The sequence below is a fragment of the Mycobacterium terramassiliense genome (genome assembly GCF_900157385.1).
In the GTDB taxonomy this organism is placed as follows: domain Bacteria; phylum Actinomycetota; class Actinomycetes; order Mycobacteriales; family Mycobacteriaceae; genus Mycobacterium; species Mycobacterium terramassiliense.
This window is the reverse complement of the sequence record NZ_LT717701.1, coordinates 2151566-2171400: the sequence shown is the minus strand read 5'-3', so window position 1 is coordinate 2171400 and position 19835 is coordinate 2151566. Positions and strand designations below refer to the sequence as shown.

The window sequence follows — 19835 nt, the reverse complement described above, 5'->3', positions numbered from 1 at the left end:
GGGGGTCATGCGGTCACGTACACCTCTCCATCGGCGACATCGACCTGGTAGGTGCGGATGCGGCGGCGCGGATCGGCGACGTTTTGGCCCGTGGTGACGTCGAATTCCCAGTTGTGCCAAGGGCATCGGACGATCTGCCCGTCGCGGACGCGGCGTATCCCGTCGGGCGATTCCGGAGCGGGCTCGTTGGTGCCGCCGAGCAGGCCGAGACACAGCGGGGCGCCCTCGTGGGAGCAGTAGTTGACGATCGCGTACAGCTCCCCGCCCACGTTGTAGACGCCGACGCCGAACTTGCCGACGTCGACCAGTTTCATCGCGCCGGGCGGCAGTTCGTCCAGGGAGCACACGAATCGCCGGTCGGGCACCTGAGAATCACCGCCTCCTGGAGAAACCACAAGCCGTTGGGCTTCGTTGCTATTTATACTATGATAGCGACATTCCCTCGGCACCTATCCGCCTTACCCGGCTGCTCAGGAGGAGCGCGAATGACGCTCAGCACGGACCCGGACGGCCAACCCGTCACCCTCGACCTCACCGGGGAGACCAGTCCGTATCCGTTCTTCGAATATATGCGGCGCACCGACCCGGTCTGGCACGGTTCCCTGGCGGACCACTCGCAGATGCCGGAGGAACTGCGACCGGACGACGAATGGGTCCTGTTCGGCTACGACGGGCTGTTTCAGGCGTTCCGAGACGACCGCGTGTTCACCTCGGCCGCGTACGACAAGACCATCGGACTGGTGATGGGTCACACCATCCTGGCGATGGGCGGCAAGGAGCATCACGACCACCGCAGCCTGGTCGCCAAGGCCTTCCGCGCCACCGCGCTGGAGCGGTGGGAACCGTCGGTCATCGGGCCGGTCTGCGATCAACTGATCGACGAAATCAAGAACGACGGCCACGCCGATCTGGTGAAGGCGCTGACGTTCGAGTTTCCGACCCGGATCATCTCCACGCTGCTCGGTCTCCCCGCCGAGGATCTCGACATGTTCCGCCGGTTGTCCCTCGACCTCATCTCGATCCCGACCGACATCATGGCCGGGCTCACTGCGGCGGCCGAGCTGCACGGCTACTTCCTCGATCAGGTGGAGCAGCGCCGCCGCAAGCTGACCGACGACATCATCGGCGACCTGGTGGCCGCCGAGATCGACGGCGAGAAGCTCACCGACGAGGCGATCATCGCCTTCCTGCGCCTGCTGCTGCCGGCCGGGCTGGAGACCACCTACCGCTCCTCGGGCAACCTGTTGTACCTGTTGCTCACCCACCCCGAGCAGCTGGCGATGGTCCAGCGGGACCGGTCGCTGATCCCGGCCGCCATCGAGGAGGGCCTGCGGGTCGAAACCCCGCTGACGATGGTCATGCGCACCACCACCGAGGAGATCGACATAGGCGGCAAGACAATACCGGCCGGCGCGCAGGTCGACATGTGCATGGGCTCGGCCAACCGCGACGAGAGCCGCTGGCCCGACCCCAACACCTTCGACATCCACCGGCCGCGCCACGCCCACATCGCGTTCGCCGCCGGTATCCACATGTGCCTGGGCATGCACCTGGCGCGGCTGGAGACGCGCGTCATGCTGAACAGCCTGTTGGACCGCGTCGAGCATTTGGCCTTCGTGCACGACGACGGAACCGGCGAGGAGCCCGGGATCGTCGGCCTCACCTTCCGGTCGCCCAACAAGCTTCCCGTCACGTTCACCCCCGCCGCATGAGAAGCCGCGCCGCGATTCTGCACGACGTCGGCGGGCCGTGGTCCGTCGAGGAATTCGAGCTGGACCCGCCGCGCGCCGGCGAAGTTTTGGTCCAGCTGGCCGCCGCGGGGTTGTGCCACTCCGACGACCACATCCTCAAGGGCGACATGTCGGCGCCGAACGAGGTGATGCGCTCGCTCGGCCTGCCGACGATGTTCCCGATGATCGGCGGCCATGAGGGCTCTGGCATCGTGCGCGAAGTCGGCGACGGCGTCACCGATTTCGCCCCGGGCGACCACGTGGTGATGTCGTTCGTCGCGGTGTGCGGGCAGTGCCGCTGGTGTGCGACCGGGGTCGAGTACCTCTGCGACGTCGGCATCGGCACCATGGTCCCCGGGATGCCCACCGACGGCACCTTCCGCCACCACACCGCCGACGGCCGGAATCTGGGGCACATCGCCAAGGTCGGCGCGTTCGCCGAACACACTGTGGTGTCGACGAATTCGCTCGTGAAGATCGACCCGCACCTGCCGCTGGCACCGAGCGCCCTGCTGTCGTGCGCCATTCCGACCGGCTACGGATCGGTCGCGAACCGCTCCAACATGCGCGCCGGCGATACCGTCGTGGTGATCGGCGTCGGTGGGATCGGCACCGGCGCGATCCAGGGCGCCCGGATCAACGGCGCGGCACACATCGTCGCGGTGGATCCCGTTGAGTTCAAACAGAAATCGGCGCTGCAGTTCGGTGCGACGCACAGCGCCGCGACGGCCACCGAGGCGCTCGACGTGGTGCGGGACCTGACCTACGGGGTGATGGCCGACGCCGTGGTGGTCTCGCCGTCCCTGATCACCGCCGACGACGTCCGTGACGCGGTGAAGCTGACCCGCAAGGGCGGTACGTGTGTCCTCACCGGCATGACGTCGCAGCTGACCCGGTCGGTCAACATCGACCTGCAGGACTTCATCCTGATGAACAAGACGCTGGCGGGCACCATATTCGGCTCGTGCAACCCGAAGGCGGACATCGCGCGGCTGGCCCGGCTTTACCAGACCGGACAGCTGCAACTCGACGAGATGATCACCAAGCGCTATCGCCTCGACGACGTCAACGACGCCTACGACGACCTGCTCAACGGGACGATCGTCAGGGGCGTGATCGACTTCGGCAGCTAGGCCTCTTTGGCTTTCTCCCGCTGGTCTCGGATCTGCCGCAATCTCTTCAACCGCATCAGCTTCTCCAGTTGGCCGTATGCGTCGATCGGGCTGTGCAGGGCCAGGCCGCCGTCGGCGTGCACCACCTGACCGGTCACCCAGGGCAGTTCCAGGACACCGACGATGGCGCCGGCCACGTCGGAGGCCTCACCCAGGCGACCGAGCGCGGTCCGCCTGGACAGGCCGTCGGCCCAGCCCAGCCACGCGTCGGGGTTGGGCAGCATCGGGGTACGCGTCACGCCGGGCCCGACGGCGTTGACCCGGATGCCGTACGTACCCCATTCCACCGCGGCGACCTTGACCAGCATGTCGACGCCGGCTTTCGACACGCAGTATGCGCCCATGTCGCGATCGGCCACCGTGCCGCTGATGCTGGAAACGGCGACGATCGAACCCTCCACCTCGGCCTCGACCATGGCCCGTGCGGCGGCGCGGAGGGTCAACCAGGTGCCGGTGAGGTTCACCGACAGCACCCGCTCCCAATCGGCGGGCGCCTGCTTGAGCAACAGACCCGACGGGCCCGACGACCCGATACCCGCGGACGTCACCACCCGGGTCGGCACCCCGTGCTCGCGCACCGTTTGTTGCATGGCCGCGGATACGGCGTCGGGATCGCTGACGTCGCAATCGATGTCGGCGCCCGACAGGTCCCACGTCACGACCCGGTGGCCGGCGTCGCGCAAAAGCCCGGCGACCTCCAGGCCGATGCCGGACGCGCCGCCGGTCACCAAGGCGGTCGAGGCCGTCATTGCGCGGGACCGATCAGCTCGACCAGCACGCCGTCAGGTGCGGTGATGACCGCCATCGCGACCGCTTTGCCGCCCGGGGCCGAGACCGTGATGCGCCGAACGCCGTCGCTGAAGCCCAGATTCCCGAGGACCGAGAGCGTCTCATCGACGTCGCGCTGCAGCGAGAGCAGGAAGAATCCGCGTCGGGGCCGGTGGGGTGGGACCGGCGCACCGTCGGCGCCCTCGAAGACAACCAATTCCACGATGCCCGTGTCGGGCGTCTGCGGATCGCCAAGAAAAACCGACCGCAACCGATCGGTCTTGGCGCCGAACAGTTCCGGCCAGCCACCGGTGAAACTCTGGTCGAACAGTTCGGTCAATCCCAGGCCATCGCGCCAGAACTTCATCGAGCGTTCGACGTCGCCCGTGCAGATGGCGGAGTGGTGGATACCTGGCATGCTGCAATGTTAGGTGTTGGCCTTGTCAGCCGGTTCCGCGACCTGCACAGTTCATCTTTCCGGGGACGGCATCGGTTCCCGGGTGCGCGACCAGTTCGGGAGCCGGCGCGCGGCTCAGGCGGCGCCGGTGCCGGTTTGAGCAGCACCCAGATAGCCGCGGCAGACGCCAGCACCAGGACCGACCCGATTCCCGCGGCGACCGCGAGGGCGCTGCTGAAGGCGCTCTTTGCGACCGCCAGCACTTCCAGCCCCCTCTGATCGGGCAGGCGCTTTGCCGCTTCGATCGCGTCGGGGAGTGAATCGGCGGTGCCGGAGGACACCATCAGGGCGCGGAACACTCCGGTGACGATAGACCCGAGCGTAGCGATGCCGAGCGCCGTCCCGAGCTCGTAGCCGGTCTCCGAGACCGCGGCGGCCGCACCCGCTCGTTCCGGCGGAACGCTGGCGAGGATGACGTCGCTGGCGGCGGTGTAGGCCAGGCCGAGGCCGATACCGAGGACGAACAAGGAGACGCCGACGTGCGGGTACTCGGTATGCGGCCCGATCAGCGACAGCGACGCCATCGCCGAACCAACCAGCGCCAGACCGATGGTGAGGATCGCCCGCTGCGACGAATGGCGCATCGCTACGCCGGCCAGCACACCGAAGGCGGTCGCGCCCACCGCGGCCGGCAGCTCAGCGAGCCCGGCTTGAAGCGGGCTGTATCCCATGACCAACTGGAAGAACTGCGATAGGAAATACACCACGCCCGAAAGGCCCAGTACCGCCAGCAGGTTGGCGACGACCACTGCCGAGAACCTGTGATTGCCGAACAGCCGCACCTCGATCAACGGCGTCGCCACGCTCAGCTGCCGCCTGACGAACAGCGCCAGGGCCGCGGCTCCGCCGACGCCGAGGATCAGCGCGTCGATGTGGAACCCATTGGCGACCCCGTCCTGAACCGCGTATACGACGCCGAGCATGCCGAGAAGTGACAGCCCGACGCTGGGCGGATCCCACGGGCCCGGCAATGGATTGCGCTGTTCCGGCAACAGCGCCACGCCACCGACGAACAACACGGCGGCCACGGGCAGGTTGATCAAAAACACCGATCCCCACCAGAAGTGCTCCAGCAGCAAGCCGCCGAGCATGGGACCCAAAATCGCCCCCGCCGAAAAAGCAGAGGCCCAAATGCCCACGGCCACACTGCGTTCCCGCGATTGCGGAAACAAGGAGCGGATCAGAGCCAGGGTCGACGGCGCCAATGTCGCGCCGGCGGCGCCCAGCAGCGCCCGCGCCCCGATCAACAGTGCGGCGTTCGGAGCGTATGCCGCGGCCACCGATGCAGCGGCGAAAGCCGTCGCACCCGCGAGCAAAAGCTTCTTGTGACCGATGCGATCGCCGAGGCCGCCCATCGTGACCAGGAGTCCGGCCAACACGAACGAGTAGATGTCGCCAATCCATAACACCTGCGTTGCAGCCGTTTTGAGATCCGTAGCGATGAACGGCATGGCGAGGGCGAGCACGGTGCCGTCGACGCCGATCAGCAGCACCGCGACGGCGAGCACACCCAGCGCCAGCCAGGCGCGCGTCATGACTTGCTCACGCCATGCAGCAGCAGGTCGGTCACCATGTCGGTAAATTCGCGCCGTCCGGCGCCGCCGACCTGGACCACCCACGCCGCACCGGCCATCAGGTTGAAGAACGCTTCGGTTAGCCAGAAGGCGTTCAACTCGGCGCGAAATTCGCCTTCCCGCTGACCGCGCAGGAACAATTCCCTGACCTCGGCGTCGATTTCCGCCCACGCCTCCTTGGGCTGATTGGCCTCGACGTCCTGACTCTGCGTATAGAGCAAGTTGAGGTATCCGGACACCGGTTCGCACGCCGTCACCAAGCGCCGTAGCGCGGCCGCGGCCGAGCCTTCCCGCCAGCGGGCAGTTTGCAGGGCCTCTCGCAAGTGGGCGACCGCGAACTCGTCGAGGGCCTCGAGGAGCGCCGCGCGTCCCGAGAAGTAGCGATGCAGGGTCGCACGACTGATGCCGACGGCCGCGGCGATCTCGTCCTGGGTGGCGTTGGGCCGCCTACCCAGGAAGTCCGCGGCGTCGCGCAACGCTTTTTCACGGTCGATGGGCATGCTACGATCCTACCTCATCTGAGACTAATACGTCTTAGATGAGACATCTAAATCTCAGGCGGTCGGCGAAGCGCGCGATATTCGACTCCTGTTCAATTTCCCCTCCAGAAAAGACTGTGAGCGGCTGTACAGTTTGCTCACACGCACGAAGGCCAGGTGGCTGACATGACCGAAGCGTTGCCGCTACCGGATGCGGACTCCTTCGACGAGTTCTGCGAAGAGTGCGGTTACGAGCCGGAGCTCAAGCGGACGCTGAGCTCGTTCCAAGTGTTCGCCGTCTCGTTTGCGTTCATCTCGGTCGCCGTCGGCATTTTCGGAACCTACGACGACCTGCTGCGCAACTCCGGGCCGGTGGGCATCTGGACCTGGATCATCGCGGCGGCGGGCCAGCTGCTGGTCGCCATGGTGGTCGCACAGTTCGCGGGCCGCATCCCCCTCAGCGGCTCCTCCTACCAGTGGGGATCGCGACTGGCCAACCCCAAGATCGGCTGGTTCTTCGGGTGGATCACCTTTTGCTATCTGATCACCGGCCTGATGGCTATCGACAGCGCGATGTCGAGCACCTGCCTGATGCCGTTGTTCAACATGGCGCCCGACGAGGGCACCGCACGAATCATCACCGCCGTGGTGATGGTGATCCAGGCGGTACTCGCCATCGCCTCGACGCGGATCGTCGCACTGGTCAACTCGACGGCGGTCGCGATCGAGCTGACCATCGTCGTGGTGCTCGCGGTCGCACTCGTCGTGGCCGCGGCGGTGACCGGACATGGCTCGACCGACAATCTCACCTCGCGAGGCGTCACCGAGGGCGCGACGAACTACTTCGCATTCGGTGGCGGGCTGATGGCCGTCATGATCGTCGGCTTGGGCACGCTCGTGGGCTTCGACTCCGCGGCGAATATGGCCGAAGAGGCCAAGAACCCGTTTCGCAGCGTCCCGCGCGCCATCGTGGGATCGGTGGCGGCGGCCAGTGTCCTGGGCATGGCGTTCCTGATAGCCCTCACCATCGCCATCGACAACGTCCCCAAAGTCTCGACGGCCGCATCGCCGGTCGCGATGATCATGCATGACCAACTCGGCACGGTCACCGAACGAATCTTCCTCGTCGCCATAGCGATTGCCTTCTTCGGCGGCGGAATGGTGACGCTGACGACGTGCTCGCGCATGATCTTCGCGATGTCGCGCGATGACCGATTCCCCGGACACCGGCTGATGCGGCGGGTCAATGTGCGCACGCAGACCCCGATCCCCGCCAGCATCGTGCCAGTCGTGATCGGCGCCGCGGTGCTGGCCGTGCTGCCGGGTAGCGCCCTGTTGGAGTTGATCACCTCTGGGACGGTCTTCCCGGCGCTGACGTACGGCATGATCGTGGTTCTCTACCTGTCGGTGCGAAAACGGCTCGACCGTCAGGACGGCGCCTTTGATATCGGCCGATTCGAGATGCCCGTCTCGATCGCCGCGCTTGTCTGGTCGATCTGCGCGCTGGTCATTCTGCTCTCACCCGCCAACGCGCTCGTCCCGATCGAGATCGTGGCCGGCCTACTCGCGGTCGGCGCCCTGTACTTCGCGTACATGATGATCTTCAACCGCGAAGTACTCGACCACGAACCTGGCGATCTGGCCGTCTTTTCCCACTGACGTCGCGAGGTCAACGAAATGGTCACCACAACAACGGAACTCACCGGTGACGTGCTGCACGCGGGTGATCCCGGATATGAGGCTGCTCGACAGGGCTGGAACCGGCTGTATCAGCGCTACCCCGAGTCGATCGTTTTCTGCCGCAACACCGACGACGTCGTCAACGCCGTCCGCTGGGCGCGTACGGCGGGCATCGCGTTCCGCGCTCGCAGCGGTCGGCACTGCCTGGAAGGCTGGTCTTCCGTCGACGGCGGACTGGTCATCGATGTCAGCCGGATGAAGAACATCCACGTCGACGAGGCATCGGGGACGGCCACCATCGGAACCGGGCTCGTACAGAAAGAGGCCGTCGCGGCGCTGGGGGAACGCGGCTACGCCATTCCTACCGGTTCGGAGGGCCAGGTCGGCCTCGGCGGGGTGGTGCTCGGCGGTGGGTTCGGACTACTCACCCGCAGAATGGGTTTGGCCTGCGACAAGCTGATCGCCGCCGAGATCGTGGTGGCTGAAGGTACCGATTCCGCGAGGGCCATTCACGTCGACGCCAACAACCACGCCGATCTGCTGTGGGCCTGCCGCGGCGGTGGCGGCAACAACTTCGGGATCGCGACGGCCTACACCGTCAAGCTCGAGAAGCTCGCCGATGTCGCGTTCCTGTATGCGACGTGGTCGGGCCTCGATCACCTTTCCGCCATCCTGCGGACGTGGCAGCGCGACGCCCCCGTCGCCGACGAGCGGCTGACTAGCGCCATCGAGATCTACCAGAGCGGGCCGACATTGGCCGCGCTCTGGTACGGCGGTAGTCGCAAGGACGTCACCTCGGCGCTCGAGCCCCTGCTCGAGATCGGTGCACCGGAGGTGACGGTCTCCGAAGATTCCTGGCCGGCCGTATACGCCGACGTCGATAAGGCCCCCCAGGATGTCTACAACTGGAAGTTCTTCTCCCAGTTCGTCAAAAGCCCATTTCCGGAGGACGCAATCGACCTGATCTGTCACTTCATGGCACACAGTCCGAGCCCGGCGAGCAACTACTTCTTGTCCGGCTTCGGCGGAGCGGTACGCAACGAGCCGCCCGGCGGTTCGGCATTCCCGCACCGTGATGCCCTCTTCTATTGCGAACCCGGCGCAGGCTGGAACGGGTCCGACTTGACCGCAACTGCGCTCGGCTGGGTCGCCGATTTCGCGCGCGCGTTGCGCCCCTATGTCGACGGCGCTTATGTCAACGTGCCCAACGTAAGCGCAGCCGATTGGCAGGCGCAGTACTACGGCCCGCACGTCGATCGGTTGCGTCAGGTGAAGGCCACCTACGACCCGTTCAACGTGTTCAGCTTCGAACAGAGCGTGCCGCCGAAGGCGTCATGACAGCGCCCATCGTGTCTTAGTGCTCTAGGGCACGCCCTCACCAAAGGTGGCCGGATATGCCCTGTGCGCATGGCCCGCCGAGACTCACCTGACACGACCGCGCCCCGCGAAACTGTGCGCCGTCAAAGTGGCGGCTCATCACGTCAACCAATTAGGAGCTGTGAATCAATGGATTACGCACTTTTACCGCCGGAGATCAACTCCGCCAGGATGTACACGGGCCCCGGATCGGGCTCGATGATGGCCGCCGCGACAAGCTGGGACATGCTGGCCGCCGAATTGGCCACGACGGCCGAGACCTACGAATCGGTGGTGTCGGGCCTGAACTCCATGCAGTGGCGCGGCACCGCGTCGGATGCCATGACGGCCGCGGTCGTCCCCTACGTGGGTTGGCTGTACGCGACCGCCGAACGGACACAGCAGACGGCCATGCAAGCCAGGGCAGCGGCTGGGGCCTTCGAGCAGGCATTTGTGATGACCGTGCCCCCGCCGCTGATCGCGGCCAACCGCGCGCAGCTGATGGCGCTGATTGCGACGAACTTCTTCGGCCAGAACACCGCAGCGATCGCGGCAACCGAGGCGCAATATGCCGAGATGTGGGCTCAGGACGCGGCGGCGATGTACGCCTACGCCGCCAGCTCGGCGGCGGCGACGACGATGTTGACGCCATTCGCATCCGCGCAGCAGAACACCAATCCGGCCGGGCTGACCGCGCAGGGCGCCGCCGTCACCCAGGCAGAAGCCAGTGCCGCCCCCCTCAGCCCGCTCGAGCAGCTCGCCAACTTGCTGGGGCAAATCCCGATCATCGGGGACATCTTGTCATCGCTGAATTACTTGGAGGATCAGATTGGGTTGGAGGACTTTACGCCCTTCGCAAGCGCCGCCACTAGCGCCTTGACCAGCCCTCTTACGGCAGCGACCGCGTTCATAGCGATTATCCAGTCAGCGGCCCAGGCCGCTGCGCAACAGGCGGGACAGGCCGCGTTCGACTTTTCGGGGATGGCGCCTGCGCTTGTGGAGGGGCTCGCACCGGTGGTCAACGCGCTGAAGACGGGAAGCGTTGGCAGCGCGATATCCGCGGCGGTGGGAAAGGCCGGTTCGATCGGGCCGTTGTCGGTGCCGACGAGCTGGACCGCCCCTGCGACCGGACATGTTTCGGCGTTGGCGCCCGCCGGCCTGACCACGTTCACGGGGACCGAGGAGGCGGCGGGTCCCGGCATGCCGGGCGTGCCCGGGGTGCCGGTGGGGGCGTTGGCGCGCGGCTCCGGCGTCCTCCCGCGCTACGGCGTTCGCCTCACGGTGATGGCTCACCCGCCCGCGGCCGGCTGAAGCGCCTCAGTTCGTCCGCCACGTCCGAGAGCGCCCGCGCCGTCGCCAGCTTCCGGCCCGCGTCGCCCGTGAAAGCGTCGGCCGGGTGGCGGTAGGCGATCCCCATCCCGGCCAACTGCGCACCGCCCCAGCGCAACTCGGCCTTGGCGTAGGTTCTTCCGCGGTGCTCGTCGATCGCTATGGTGACCATCGGATGCGTGGGGGGCGCCGCGACGCTGATGTGGTGCATGTACGAATCATGCTGCGGGACAGCAGCGCTGTCGCGCTCATGGGGCGGCGTGGCGCATTCTGGTGACTTTGGTCCCACGGCGACTGCCGATGGACACCTTGCGCGGTCAACCGATTTTCGCCAGGGTGCGATCCCACAGCTCACGCGCCAGCGCGGGATCGTAGGTCGCCCGGTTGGCCCTGGCGACCTTGCCTTTCGAGTAGTACTCGCCGGAGGTCCAGTCGACGCCCGGCGCGCTCGACGCCAGCCAGACCAGCTGGTCGGCCGCCTCGTCGACGGTGGCGGTGAACCGGACCGCCAGCGGCACGCGGTACTTCATGAAGACGAGAAAGCGCGAGCCCGAGGCATCGCCGAAGTTGGAGTTGACATAGCCGGGGTGAAACGTCGCCGCTGACAGTCCACGGGCGTGGTATCGCCGATGCAATTCCCTGGTGAACAAGACGATAGCGAGTTTGGTGAGGGCATAGGCGGAGCTGGGCCGGCGCCCGGTCGTGTCCTCCAGGTCGGTGATCGAGACGCGCGGAACCAGCCGGTGCGACGAGCTGGTGGTGTTGACGACGGTGGCGCGGGAATCGACGAGCAGGTCCATCAGCCGCGTGGTGAGCAGGAACGGCGCCAGGTAGTTGACCTGGAGGGTCATCTCATGGCCGTCCCCGGTCCGCTGGGACTTGGTGAACAGGCCGCCGGCGTTGTTGGCCAGGACATCGATGCGCGGGTACCGGGAGCCGATCTCGTCCGCCAGGGCCCGCACCGCGGACAGGTCGGCGAAGTCCGCCACGAAATGGTCGGCGTCCAATTCGGCGGCCACGGCGGCGGTCTTGCTGTGCGATCGGCCGACCACCACGACGTTTGCGCCACCCCGGCGCAGCCGACGGGCCGCCGCGGCGCCGAGTCCGTCGCTGGCACCGGTGATGACGATCGTCCTGCGCGCCATGGCCTAGAGGCTAGGGAATCAGGCCAGCGAGTAGCGCACCGGCAGGTGCTTGAGCCCTCCCACGAAGGTGGTGGCGATGAGTTCGGGATCGCCGGTCAGCTCGATGGATTTCAGCCTCGGCAGCAGCTCGGAGAAGAAGCTGTTGACCTCCATGCGGGCCAGCGCCGCCCCCATGCAGAAGTGCACGCCATAGCCGAAGGCCAGGTGCTTGTTGGGGTCACGCCCGACGTCGAAGCGGAACGGGTCGACGAAGACGTCCTCGTCGCGGTTGGCCGACACGTAGGACAGCAACACGGAATCGCCCGCGGCGATAGGTATCCCGCGCACGGTGGTGTCCCTGGCGGCGGTGCGCATGAACTCCTTGACCGGGGTGACCCAGCGGATCATCTCGTCGGTGGCCAGCGGCATCAGGTCGAGGTTGTCGCGCAGGCGCGCCAGCTGGTCCGGGTTCTCGATGAGCGCCTGCATGCCGCCGGAGATCGTCGCGCTGGTCGTGTCGTGGCCCGCGGTGGCCACGATGAGGTAATACGACACGGTGTCGATGTCCGACAACGGCTCGCCGTCGATGCGGGCGTTGGCGATCGCCGAGGCCAGGTCTTCGGTCGGATGCTCGCGGCGCGAGGCGGTCACCCCGTTGAAATACTGGAACATGTCGAACAGCGCGGGCAGCTGGTCCTCGTTGGTGGTGCCACGTTTGAATTCCGCGTCGTCGCTGCCGAAGAGCTCCTGGGTCAGCTTGAGCATGCGCGGGAAGTCGGCCTCGGGCAGCCCGAGGAGCGACATGATCACGTACAGCGGGTAATTGACGGCGACCTGCTGGACGAAGTCACATTCGGGGCCCACCGCCATCATCTTGTCGACGTAGATCTTGGCGAGTTCGTCGACGCGAACCTTCAACGCCCGCATCGCCTTCGGGCGAAACCAGTCGGAGCCGATCGCGCGCACCACCCGGTGCTGCGGGTCGTCCAGGTGGATCAGCGTGCGAACCCCGGCGGCGACCGCTTGCTCGTCCCCCTCCACGGTGGTCAGCACGGGCCGCGGCCAGTTGGTGAACAGCACGTTGTCGCGTTCGATGTCCATGATGTCGGCGTGCTTGGTGATCGCCCAGAACGGCTTGTAGTTGGGCACGTCGACCCACGACACCGGCGCCTTGGCGCGCAGGTGGGTCAGCGCCGCGTGCAGCCGCCGCTCGTCGGTGTACGCCAGCGGGTCCGTCAATAGCTTGGCGGCCTCGTCCATCGTCGACGTGCTCACTCGCGAAACTCCTTCACTACGGCGGTGATACAGGGTTGGGAAGCGGTCAAAAAGATGGGCAGGACGCGATCGACGGCGCCCTCGCAGCGACCCTTCAGACCCGCCGCGATCGAGTCGACCGGACCGACGACGGCGAAAGCCGCGAGCATCTCGTCGTCGATGAGCGAGCCCATGGTGTCCCACTCCCCTGCCAGGGAGAGGCGGTGCAGTTCGGTGTGCAGGTCGCCCCAGCCATGCAGCTCGAGGACCTTGCGGTAGGCCGGCGTCGAGCCGTAGAAGGCGATCTGCTTGCGCACGGCGGCGCAGGCGAGCGCCAGTTCGTCGTCGCTTTCGCCGGTCGCGACCAGCACCTCGCAGGACACCTCGAAGACACCGCGATCCCGTCCGGAGCGCTGCATCCCGCGCAGCAGGGCCGGCAGCGTCACCTCCTCGAGGTAGCGCTTCGAGACCATCGGGTGGCCGAGGTGCCCGTCGGCGACCTCGCCGCACATCTCGGTCATCGTTTCACCGACGGCGGCCAGGAACACCTTCGGCGCCGAATGCGGCTGCGGCTCGGGCGTAAACATCGGCGTCATGATCTTGTGGGTGTAGAAGTCGCCCTCGAAACGAAGCTTCGTGCCGTCCGTCCAGGCCGACCAGATCGCGTGCAGCGCGGCGACGAACTCGCGCATCCGGGGCGCCGGATGGCTCCACGGCATGCTGAACCGCTTCTCGATATGGGGCTGGATCTGGGTGCCCAGCCCCAGGATGAACCGGCCCTGCGAATAGGCCTGCAGGTCCCAGCCGATGTTGGCGACGATCATCGGGTTGCGGGCGAACGCGACGGCGATGTTGGTGCCCACCTCGAGTCGCGACGTGTGTTCAGCGGCCAGCAGCACCGGCAGAAACGGGTCGTGGTTGGTTTCGGCGGTCCAGCCGCCGTCATACCCGTCGTGTTCCAGGGCGCCGGCGGCGGCGGGCACCCGGGCGAGCTGATTGGGAATGCCCCCGTCGAGCTTGAGGCGGGGGGTGCTACCCATGCGGGCAACTTTACAGTAAGCAATCCAGTATGTGACCCTGCTTATCTGTCAGCGCGACGAATCCCCCGTGAGGTAGGACATAGGCATGACCAAAGCCCAGGACTGGGAGGAATCGCTCGACGATCTCGAGCGTCGCCGTGAGCACGCGCGGGCAATGGGCGGCCCGGAACGCCTCGACAAGCACCGCAAGAAGGGCAAGCTGGACGCCCGCGCGCGAATCGAGCGACTCCTCGACCCGGGCACCTTCCGCGAGTTCGGCACCCTGGTCGGCGGCGACGTCGCGGCCGACGCACTGATCGTCGGCTCCGGTTTGATCAACGGCGCGCCGGTGATGCTGGGCGCCGAGGACTTCACCACCATGGCCGGCAGCATCGGCCCCGGCGGCAACTCCAAGCGGTACCGGATCGCCGAACTGGCCCTGCGCGACAAGATTCCGCTGGTGATGATGCTGGAGGGCGCCGGGTTTCGGCCCACCGGAGGGCATTACGGCCGCAGCCCAACCGATCTGCTCGCCCAGACGCAGTGCTCGGGACGTGTCCCGACCGTCGCCGCCGTGCTCGGCCCGTCCGCCGGGCATGGCGCGCTGGTGGCCCCGGTCTGCGACTTCCGGATCATGAGCGCCCAGGGCGCGATCTTCACCGCCGGACCGCCCGTCGTCAAAGAGTCCACGGGAGAAGACATCTCGAAGGAGGACCTCGGCGGGCCGGATGTCGCCATACCCAGCGGGGTCATCCACAATGTCGCCGACGACGACGAGGCCGTGCTCGACGACGTCCGGCGCTACCTGTCGTATTTTCCGCCGAGCGCGTGGTCGTACCCGCCGTCGCTGCCAACCGGCGAGGCGGCCGCGCCGCGGGCGACGCCGGAGCTGCTCGACATCGTCTCGCGCGACAACCGCCGGGTGTACGACATGCGAGCGGTGCTCGACGTGGTCTTCGACAGCCCCGACTGGTTCGAGGTGCAACCGCACTACGGCAAGGCGGTGATCTGCGCGCTGGCCCATCTCGGCGGTCACCCGGTGGCGGTGGTGGCCAACCAACCGAAGGTGCTGGCCGGCTCCATCGACGCCGACGCCGCCGACAAGGCCGCCCACTTCATCACGGTGGCCGACTCGTTCCACCTGCCGATCGTCTTCCTCGCCGACAACCCCGGCATGCTCCCGGGCAGCCGGTCGGAACGCAGCGGCGTGCTGCGTGCCGGCGCGCGGATGTTCGCGGCCCAGACGGCGGCCACCACGTTGAAGCTGCACCTCACGCTGCGCAAGGCGTACGGGTTCGGCTCCATGGTCATGTCGCTGCTGGGTTTCGACCACCAGGTCGCGACGTTCGCCTATCCGGGCGCGACGATGGGCGCGATGAGCGCCGCGGCGCTGAGCCGCGCGTCGCACGCCGGCGAGGACCTCTCCGCCAAGCTGCGCAACGCCGAATTGCAGGCGTCGTATCGCTCGGCCGAACACATGGGTTTCGACGAGCTGATCGATCCCCGCGAGACGCGCGACGCGCTGCTGGCCTCCTTGCAGCGCGGCCTGTCCAGCCGGCAGGCCGCCGCGGAACCGGTGGCGCGCACCGTCATCATGCCCTAAGCCCCTTGGCGCGAGCGTGCGTGTTTGCGCACGACACGCCGGGGTAGCGCGTCATTTTGCGCACGCTCGCGGGGTTAGGCGCTCGCCCGATACGCCGCCACCACGGGCTCGAGCTCGTCGGGCGTCGCGCCGTGCATGATCACCGCGTCGGCCCCAAAGTCGAATTCTTTGCGGATGCGCTCGGCGCACTGGTCGGCCGAGCCCGTGGCCGAGGGCTCCAGCCATTCGTCGGGAATCAGGGTCGCGATGTGCTCGATCTGCTCCGGCGTGGCCTTGTGATCGATCCCGCCCGCGATCGACGTCACCACCGGGTCTTCCCGAAAGCGTTGCAGCACGGCGGGATCCCAGTCGTTGGTGCGCACCAGCAGGTCGCCGTACCCCTGCAGGTAGGTGGCCAGGCGCGCGACGGTCTTCTTCAGCCGCAGCCGTTCGGGAAGGTGATCGCCGACGGTGGCGAAGCATGACCACACCCGCACGCCGTCGGGGTCGCGGCCGGCCTTTTCCGCGGCCGACTTGACCGCCTTGACGCTGCGCTGCAACGTCTCGGGGGTGAAGTAGGTGTGCAAGATGACGTCGTCGAAAACCCTGCCGCCGAGCGCCAGCGTGTTGGGCCCGAAGGCGACCAACGCCAGGCGAATGTCCTCGTCGAAGTCCGGGTCGAGGAACAGGATGGGGTATTTGCCCATCGGGCCGTCGTGGTTGAAGATCAGCTCGCCGTGCCAGAGCCGGCGCATGACCTGGGCCCAGTCCTCCATCTGCGCGGTCGTCACGGCCGGGATGCCGAACGCGCCGTAGATGGCGGCGATGCCGCGGCCGATGCCGAGCGTGAACCGCCCGCCCGACAACCGATGCATGGTAGTCGCCCACGATCCCGTGATCAGCGGATGGCGGGTGTTGTGATTGGTTGCGGCCGTGGCGATCTGCATCCGGGTGGTCACCGCGCACGCCGCCCCGACGAGCGAGGACGCTTCCTTGACGTTCCAGCGCTCGGAGATGAAAGCGGTGCCGAGGCCCAATTCCTCGCCGCGGCGGGCCTCGTCCATCAGGGTCGCCGGCCCCTCGCCGCCGGCGCCGGCCAGCAGGTAGTACCCCAGCTCGTCAAGTGCGCGCTCGCTCAATTCCAAACCCCTTGCTTGTAACCGCAATTCCAGACCTCGATGATCTTGCCGGCGACCACGCGGAACACCTCGATGCTCGCCACGTTGAGTTTCGTGCCGTCCTTGGTGGTCATGGTCGAGTCGTAGACGATCGCGACGTGCTCGCCGTCGTCGCCGGAGACCACGACGTTCAGGTCGAAGCGCAACGTGTCAAACAGTTTCCACACGTCGGCGATCCGCTGCACCGCCTGCGCGTGGGTCAGCGTGTGCGCCTGGCCGACCTCGTGCCGAATCACGGTGTCGGCGAACAACTCCCCGGCCAGCTCGAGGTCGCGCTCGTTCCAGACCACCAGGTTGTAGAGCTCCACCACCTCGCGAGCGCTCCGCGTGGCCGCCGTCACCCCGCCACCTCACCCAGGAAGCGCTCGGTCACCTGGAGCACGCGCCGGGAGAAGATGTGTCCGACGTGGCCGCCGTCGTACCAATACAGCTGCCCGCCCCAGCGTTCCTGCAACGCTTCGGCGGGCTCGCGCATCGCCATGCGGTCATGCCAGGCCCCGACGATGAGCCGGCGCTGCGGGGGCGGGGCCGGCTCGACGCGCAGCGGATCGATCACCGAGGTCAGCTTCGAGACCTCCGGCGAACCGAGCAGCTCGCGGAACCCCGCGCGGGAGTGCCCAAAGCGCCCGAGGTGTCGTGCGATCATCGCGTTGAGCCCCAGGATCGGGGTGTACAGCGCCACCGCGTCGACCTCCCGCTCGAGGTGGGAAACCAGCGCGGCCACCGGGGTGCCCATCGAAATCCCTGCGACCACAACGGCGGTGGCCTGCGGCTGAACCCAGCGCACCACCGCGCGGACCTCCGACACCGCCCGCATCATGCCCGCGACGTTGCCCAGCGGATCCACGTCCGGGTAGGCCGGCCATTCGCCGCGCCGGCAGCCGTGGCCGGGCTGCACCGGCATGGCGACGTTGAACCCCAGGCCGTGATGGATCCGGCCGATGCGGGACAACAACAGGTCCTCGGTGCCGCCCTGACCGGCGCCGTGGACCCAGACCAGCCACGGCCGCGGGGCGCCCCGGTGCCGGCACACGTGCACCACCGCGCGCGCCGGGCCGCCCAGCCCGTCGGCCTCCAGCGTGGCCGGCAGGTTCGGATCGTGTTCGAACTTCATCCGCTCGTATGCCAGGCCGGCGATCCGCCGCCGCCGCACCGAGGTTGGGCGCAACGGTTCGGGTTCGGCGTGTGCCCCGTCGATGCCCAGCGCCGATAATTCCTCGGCCGCCGCGATGCACCCGTCCAGCGGCCGCACCGCAGGGGGGCTCGCGTTCAACAGCGAAAAGCCGCTCAGCACAAGCTCGTCCAGCAGAACCTCACCGAATTGCCGCACCCCCCGCGGCGACACCGGGGCCCAGCCGGTCGATTCGTTGAGGCCGGCCACGGTGCGCGGCAGCAGCATGCCCAGCTCGCGGCTGATGTCGAGTGCGCGACGCAGCATTACGCCAGCTTGAAGCCGGTGTAGCCGCCGGCCGCGATTTCGTCGCAGCGGCGGCGGTATTCGGGGATTCCGCCGGTATAGCCCATATACATCCGTTTCTTGCCGGGCACGTTGCCACCGTTGTACCAGGAGTTGCACGACGGGTGCATCAGCACCGTCGGCGCGACGAGCGCGGTGGCGTGGTCGATCCACTCCTGCTGAGCCGCGCCCAGCGCCTCGATGGTGCGGATCCCGTTGCCGCGCAGGTAGCTAATGCAGTCGCCGATCCACTCCACGTGTTGCTCGAGCGCGGCCACGAAGTTGGTGGTCGCGCTCGGGCTGCCCGGGCCCTGGATCATGAACAGGTTCGGAAATCCCGCCACCGCCAGACCGAGGTACGACAGCGGGCCCTCGGTGGCCCAGAACTCGGCGAGCGACATCGCGTCACGGCCCCGGACATCGATGCGGCTGAGCGCGCCCGTCATGGCGTCAAAGCCGGTGGCATAGACGATCACGTCGAGGTCGTACGACCCGTGCTCGGTGCGGATGCCGGTCGCCGTGACCTCGCGGATCGGGGACTTGCGCAAGTCCACGAGCGTGACGTTGTCGCGGTTGAAGGTCTGGTAGTAGCCGTAGTCGATGATGGGGCGCTTGCAGGCGAAGGGATGCTCCGGCACCAGGGCGGCGGCCGTGTCCGGGTCCTCGACGATGCGGGCCACCGCCTCCCCGTAGAGTTTGGCGGCCATTCGGTTGGCGTCGATATCGAAGAAGACGTCGCCCCAGTTCAGCGCGCCCATCACCCCGCTGTGCTCGATGGCGCGCAGTTGCTCGTCGCGGGTCGCCGACTTCAGTGGCGGCCTGCCCAGCATCTCGAACAGCACCGAGAAGGCGCTCAGCCGCGCCGCGCCGATCGGGTGGGCCCGTTGCGCCGCCCTGATCTCGTCGTAGCGAGCCTTCATCTCGTCCAGTTCGCCTGGCTCGAACTGCCGCACCTCCCAGGGCAAGGTGTATGCCGGCGAACGCTGGAACACACAGAGCCGCAAAGCCTCCCGCGCCACGACGGGTATCAGCTGGACACCGGTCGAGCCGGTGCCGATGACGCCGACGCGCTTGCCGGTCAGATCGCAGCCCTCCTTGGGCCAGCGGCTGGTGAACAGCGACGTTCCCGTAAAGGTGTCCATTCCGGGGATGTCGGGTTCCAGCGGCACCGAGAGGATGCCGGTCGCGGCGATGACGAATGGGGCCCGCAACGACTCGCCCGCCGCGGTCCGCACCACCCAGGCCCCGGCATCCTCGTCGAAGGTCATCGCGACGACCTCGGTGTGGAACTGGATGTCGCGGCGAAGCTCCAGCCGGTCGGCGACGAAGTTCAGGTAGGCCTCGATTTCGGGCTGAGCCGGCATCGACTCCGTCCACACCCATTCCCGCTGAATCTCGTCGGAGAAGCTGTAGGAGTACTCGATGCTTTCGATGTCACATCGCGCGCCCGGGTATCGGTTGAACAGCCAGGTGCCGCCGACGTTTTCGGCCCTCTCGAGCACCCGGGCCCTCACGCCCAGCTGCCGCAGCCGGTGCAGCATGTACAGGCCGGACAAGCCGGCGCCGATGACCAGGGCGTCGAAGTGCGCGTCCCGTCCACGCATAGAGCAGCTCCTTGCCCCGAACCGGCCGAACTGCTGAAATCTATACTGTAACCGATTTAGTATCAATGAGTGC

At 67.2% G+C, this 19835-nt stretch carries 19 protein-coding genes; 6 read left to right on the top strand and 13 right to left on the bottom strand.

The genetic code is table 11. The features are described from left to right. Positions 1-5: 5 nt before the first annotated feature. A complete protein-coding gene (locus tag MTAB308_RS25010) occupies positions 6-365 on the bottom strand; it encodes a Rieske (2Fe-2S) protein (protein WP_083746652.1) in 360 nt (119 codons plus the stop codon). 120 nt (positions 366-485) lie between these two features. On the opposite strand from MTAB308_RS25010, the gene MTAB308_RS25005 reads away from it, so the two are divergent. Beyond that, on the top strand, positions 486-1712 hold the full coding sequence (locus tag MTAB308_RS25005; protein WP_077103100.1) for a cytochrome P450: 1227 nt from the start codon (positions 486-488) through the stop codon (positions 1710-1712). Beyond that, on the top strand, positions 1709-2863 hold the full coding sequence (locus MTAB308_RS25000; RefSeq protein WP_077103098.1) for a Zn-dependent alcohol dehydrogenase: 1155 nt from the start codon (positions 1709-1711) through the stop codon (positions 2861-2863). Before MTAB308_RS25005 ends, MTAB308_RS25000 begins: the two co-directional genes overlap by 4 nt. Here the strand turns inward: MTAB308_RS25000 and MTAB308_RS24995 are convergent. The 4 genes from MTAB308_RS24995 to MTAB308_RS24980 are packed head-to-tail and all read right to left on the bottom strand — an operon-like array spanning position 2860 to position 6201. Then, on the bottom strand, positions 2860-3651 hold the full coding sequence (locus MTAB308_RS24995) for an SDR family NAD(P)-dependent oxidoreductase (RefSeq protein WP_077103095.1): 792 nt from the start codon (positions 3649-3651) through the stop codon (positions 2860-2862). The two genes, MTAB308_RS25000 and MTAB308_RS24995, sit on opposite strands and share 4 nt — an antisense overlap. Continuing rightward, the gene (locus tag MTAB308_RS24990) at positions 3648-4088 is read right to left on the bottom strand and encodes a VOC family protein (protein ID WP_077103093.1); all 441 of its coding nucleotides are present in this window, start codon (positions 4086-4088) and stop codon (positions 3648-3650) included. The genes MTAB308_RS24995 and MTAB308_RS24990 overlap by 4 nt, the downstream gene beginning before the upstream one ends. Further along, complete coding sequence (locus MTAB308_RS24985) at positions 4034-5662, bottom strand: MFS transporter (RefSeq protein WP_077103091.1); 1629 nt, start codon at positions 5660-5662, stop codon at positions 4034-4036. Before MTAB308_RS24985 ends, MTAB308_RS24990 begins: the two co-directional genes overlap by 55 nt. Beyond that, positions 5659-6201, bottom strand: coding sequence for a TetR/AcrR family transcriptional regulator (locus MTAB308_RS24980; RefSeq protein ID WP_077103089.1), 543 nt, complete (start codon positions 6199-6201; stop codon positions 5659-5661). Before MTAB308_RS24980 ends, MTAB308_RS24985 begins: the two co-directional genes overlap by 4 nt. A gap of 165 nt (positions 6202-6366) precedes the next feature. Here MTAB308_RS24980 and MTAB308_RS24975 point away from each other — a divergent pair, with 165 nt between their 5' ends. The 3 genes from MTAB308_RS24975 to MTAB308_RS24965 all read left to right on the top strand — a co-directional run bounded on the left by MTAB308_RS24975 (position 6367) and on the right by MTAB308_RS24965 (position 10527). Further along, positions 6367-7839 (top strand): APC family permease, encoded by a 1473-nt coding sequence (locus MTAB308_RS24975; RefSeq protein ID WP_077103087.1) that lies wholly within the window; start codon positions 6367-6369, stop codon positions 7837-7839. A gap of 18 nt (positions 7840-7857) precedes the next feature. Beyond that, positions 7858-9198 carry an FAD-binding oxidoreductase gene (locus MTAB308_RS24970; protein WP_077103085.1) on the top strand — a complete coding sequence of 447 codons (1341 nt, stop codon included), beginning with the start codon at positions 7858-7860 and terminating at the stop codon, positions 9196-9198. Between the two features lie 168 nt (positions 9199-9366). Further along, entirely contained in the window at positions 9367-10527 is a 1161-nt protein-coding gene (locus MTAB308_RS24965) for a PPE family protein (RefSeq protein ID WP_077103083.1), read from the top strand. Here the strand turns inward: MTAB308_RS24965 and MTAB308_RS24960 are convergent. From MTAB308_RS24960 to MTAB308_RS24945, 4 genes are all read right to left on the bottom strand, one after another. After that, positions 10493-10756, bottom strand: coding sequence for a dsRBD fold-containing protein (locus MTAB308_RS24960; RefSeq protein WP_077103081.1), 264 nt, complete (start codon positions 10754-10756; stop codon positions 10493-10495). The genes MTAB308_RS24965 and MTAB308_RS24960 overlap by 35 nt on opposite strands. 106 nt (positions 10757-10862) lie before the next feature. Next, a complete protein-coding gene (locus tag MTAB308_RS24955; protein WP_077103079.1) occupies positions 10863-11690 on the bottom strand; it encodes an SDR family NAD(P)-dependent oxidoreductase in 828 nt (275 codons plus the stop codon). 18 nt (positions 11691-11708) lie between these two features. Next, entirely contained in the window at positions 11709-12929 is a 1221-nt protein-coding gene (locus tag MTAB308_RS24950) for a cytochrome P450 (protein WP_077103077.1), read from the bottom strand. An 11-nt stretch (positions 12930-12940) separates the two neighbouring features. Next, a complete protein-coding gene (locus MTAB308_RS24945) occupies positions 12941-13963 on the bottom strand; it encodes an LLM class F420-dependent oxidoreductase (RefSeq protein ID WP_077103075.1) in 1023 nt (340 codons plus the stop codon). A gap of 85 nt (positions 13964-14048) precedes the next feature. Between MTAB308_RS24945 and MTAB308_RS24940 the strand changes: the two genes are divergently transcribed. Continuing rightward, complete coding sequence (locus MTAB308_RS24940) at positions 14049-15545, top strand: acyl-CoA carboxylase subunit beta (RefSeq protein WP_077103073.1); 1497 nt, start codon at positions 14049-14051, stop codon at positions 15543-15545. 74 nt (positions 15546-15619) lie between these two features. Here MTAB308_RS24940 and MTAB308_RS24935 read toward each other — a convergent pair whose 3' ends face one another. From MTAB308_RS24935 to MTAB308_RS24920, 4 genes are read right to left on the bottom strand one after another with little or no spacing between them, the layout of a single operon-like run. Further along, positions 15620-16663, bottom strand: a complete 1044-nt coding sequence (locus MTAB308_RS24935; RefSeq protein WP_077104773.1) for a TIGR03857 family LLM class F420-dependent oxidoreductase — start codon at positions 16661-16663, stop codon at positions 15620-15622. Then, complete coding sequence (locus tag MTAB308_RS24930) at positions 16660-17043, bottom strand: nuclear transport factor 2 family protein (protein ID WP_077103071.1); 384 nt, start codon at positions 17041-17043, stop codon at positions 16660-16662. The genes MTAB308_RS24935 and MTAB308_RS24930 overlap by 4 nt, the downstream gene beginning before the upstream one ends. Continuing rightward, entirely contained in the window at positions 17040-18140 is a 1101-nt protein-coding gene (locus MTAB308_RS24925; protein WP_077103069.1) for an alpha/beta fold hydrolase, read from the bottom strand. The genes MTAB308_RS24930 and MTAB308_RS24925 overlap by 4 nt, the downstream gene beginning before the upstream one ends. Continuing rightward, positions 18140-19762: a flavin-containing monooxygenase gene (locus MTAB308_RS24920; protein ID WP_077103067.1), complete on the bottom strand. Its 1623-nt coding sequence runs from the start codon at positions 19760-19762 to the stop codon at positions 18140-18142. Before MTAB308_RS24920 ends, MTAB308_RS24925 begins: the two co-directional genes overlap by 1 nt. Positions 19763-19835: the final 73 nt, after the last annotated feature.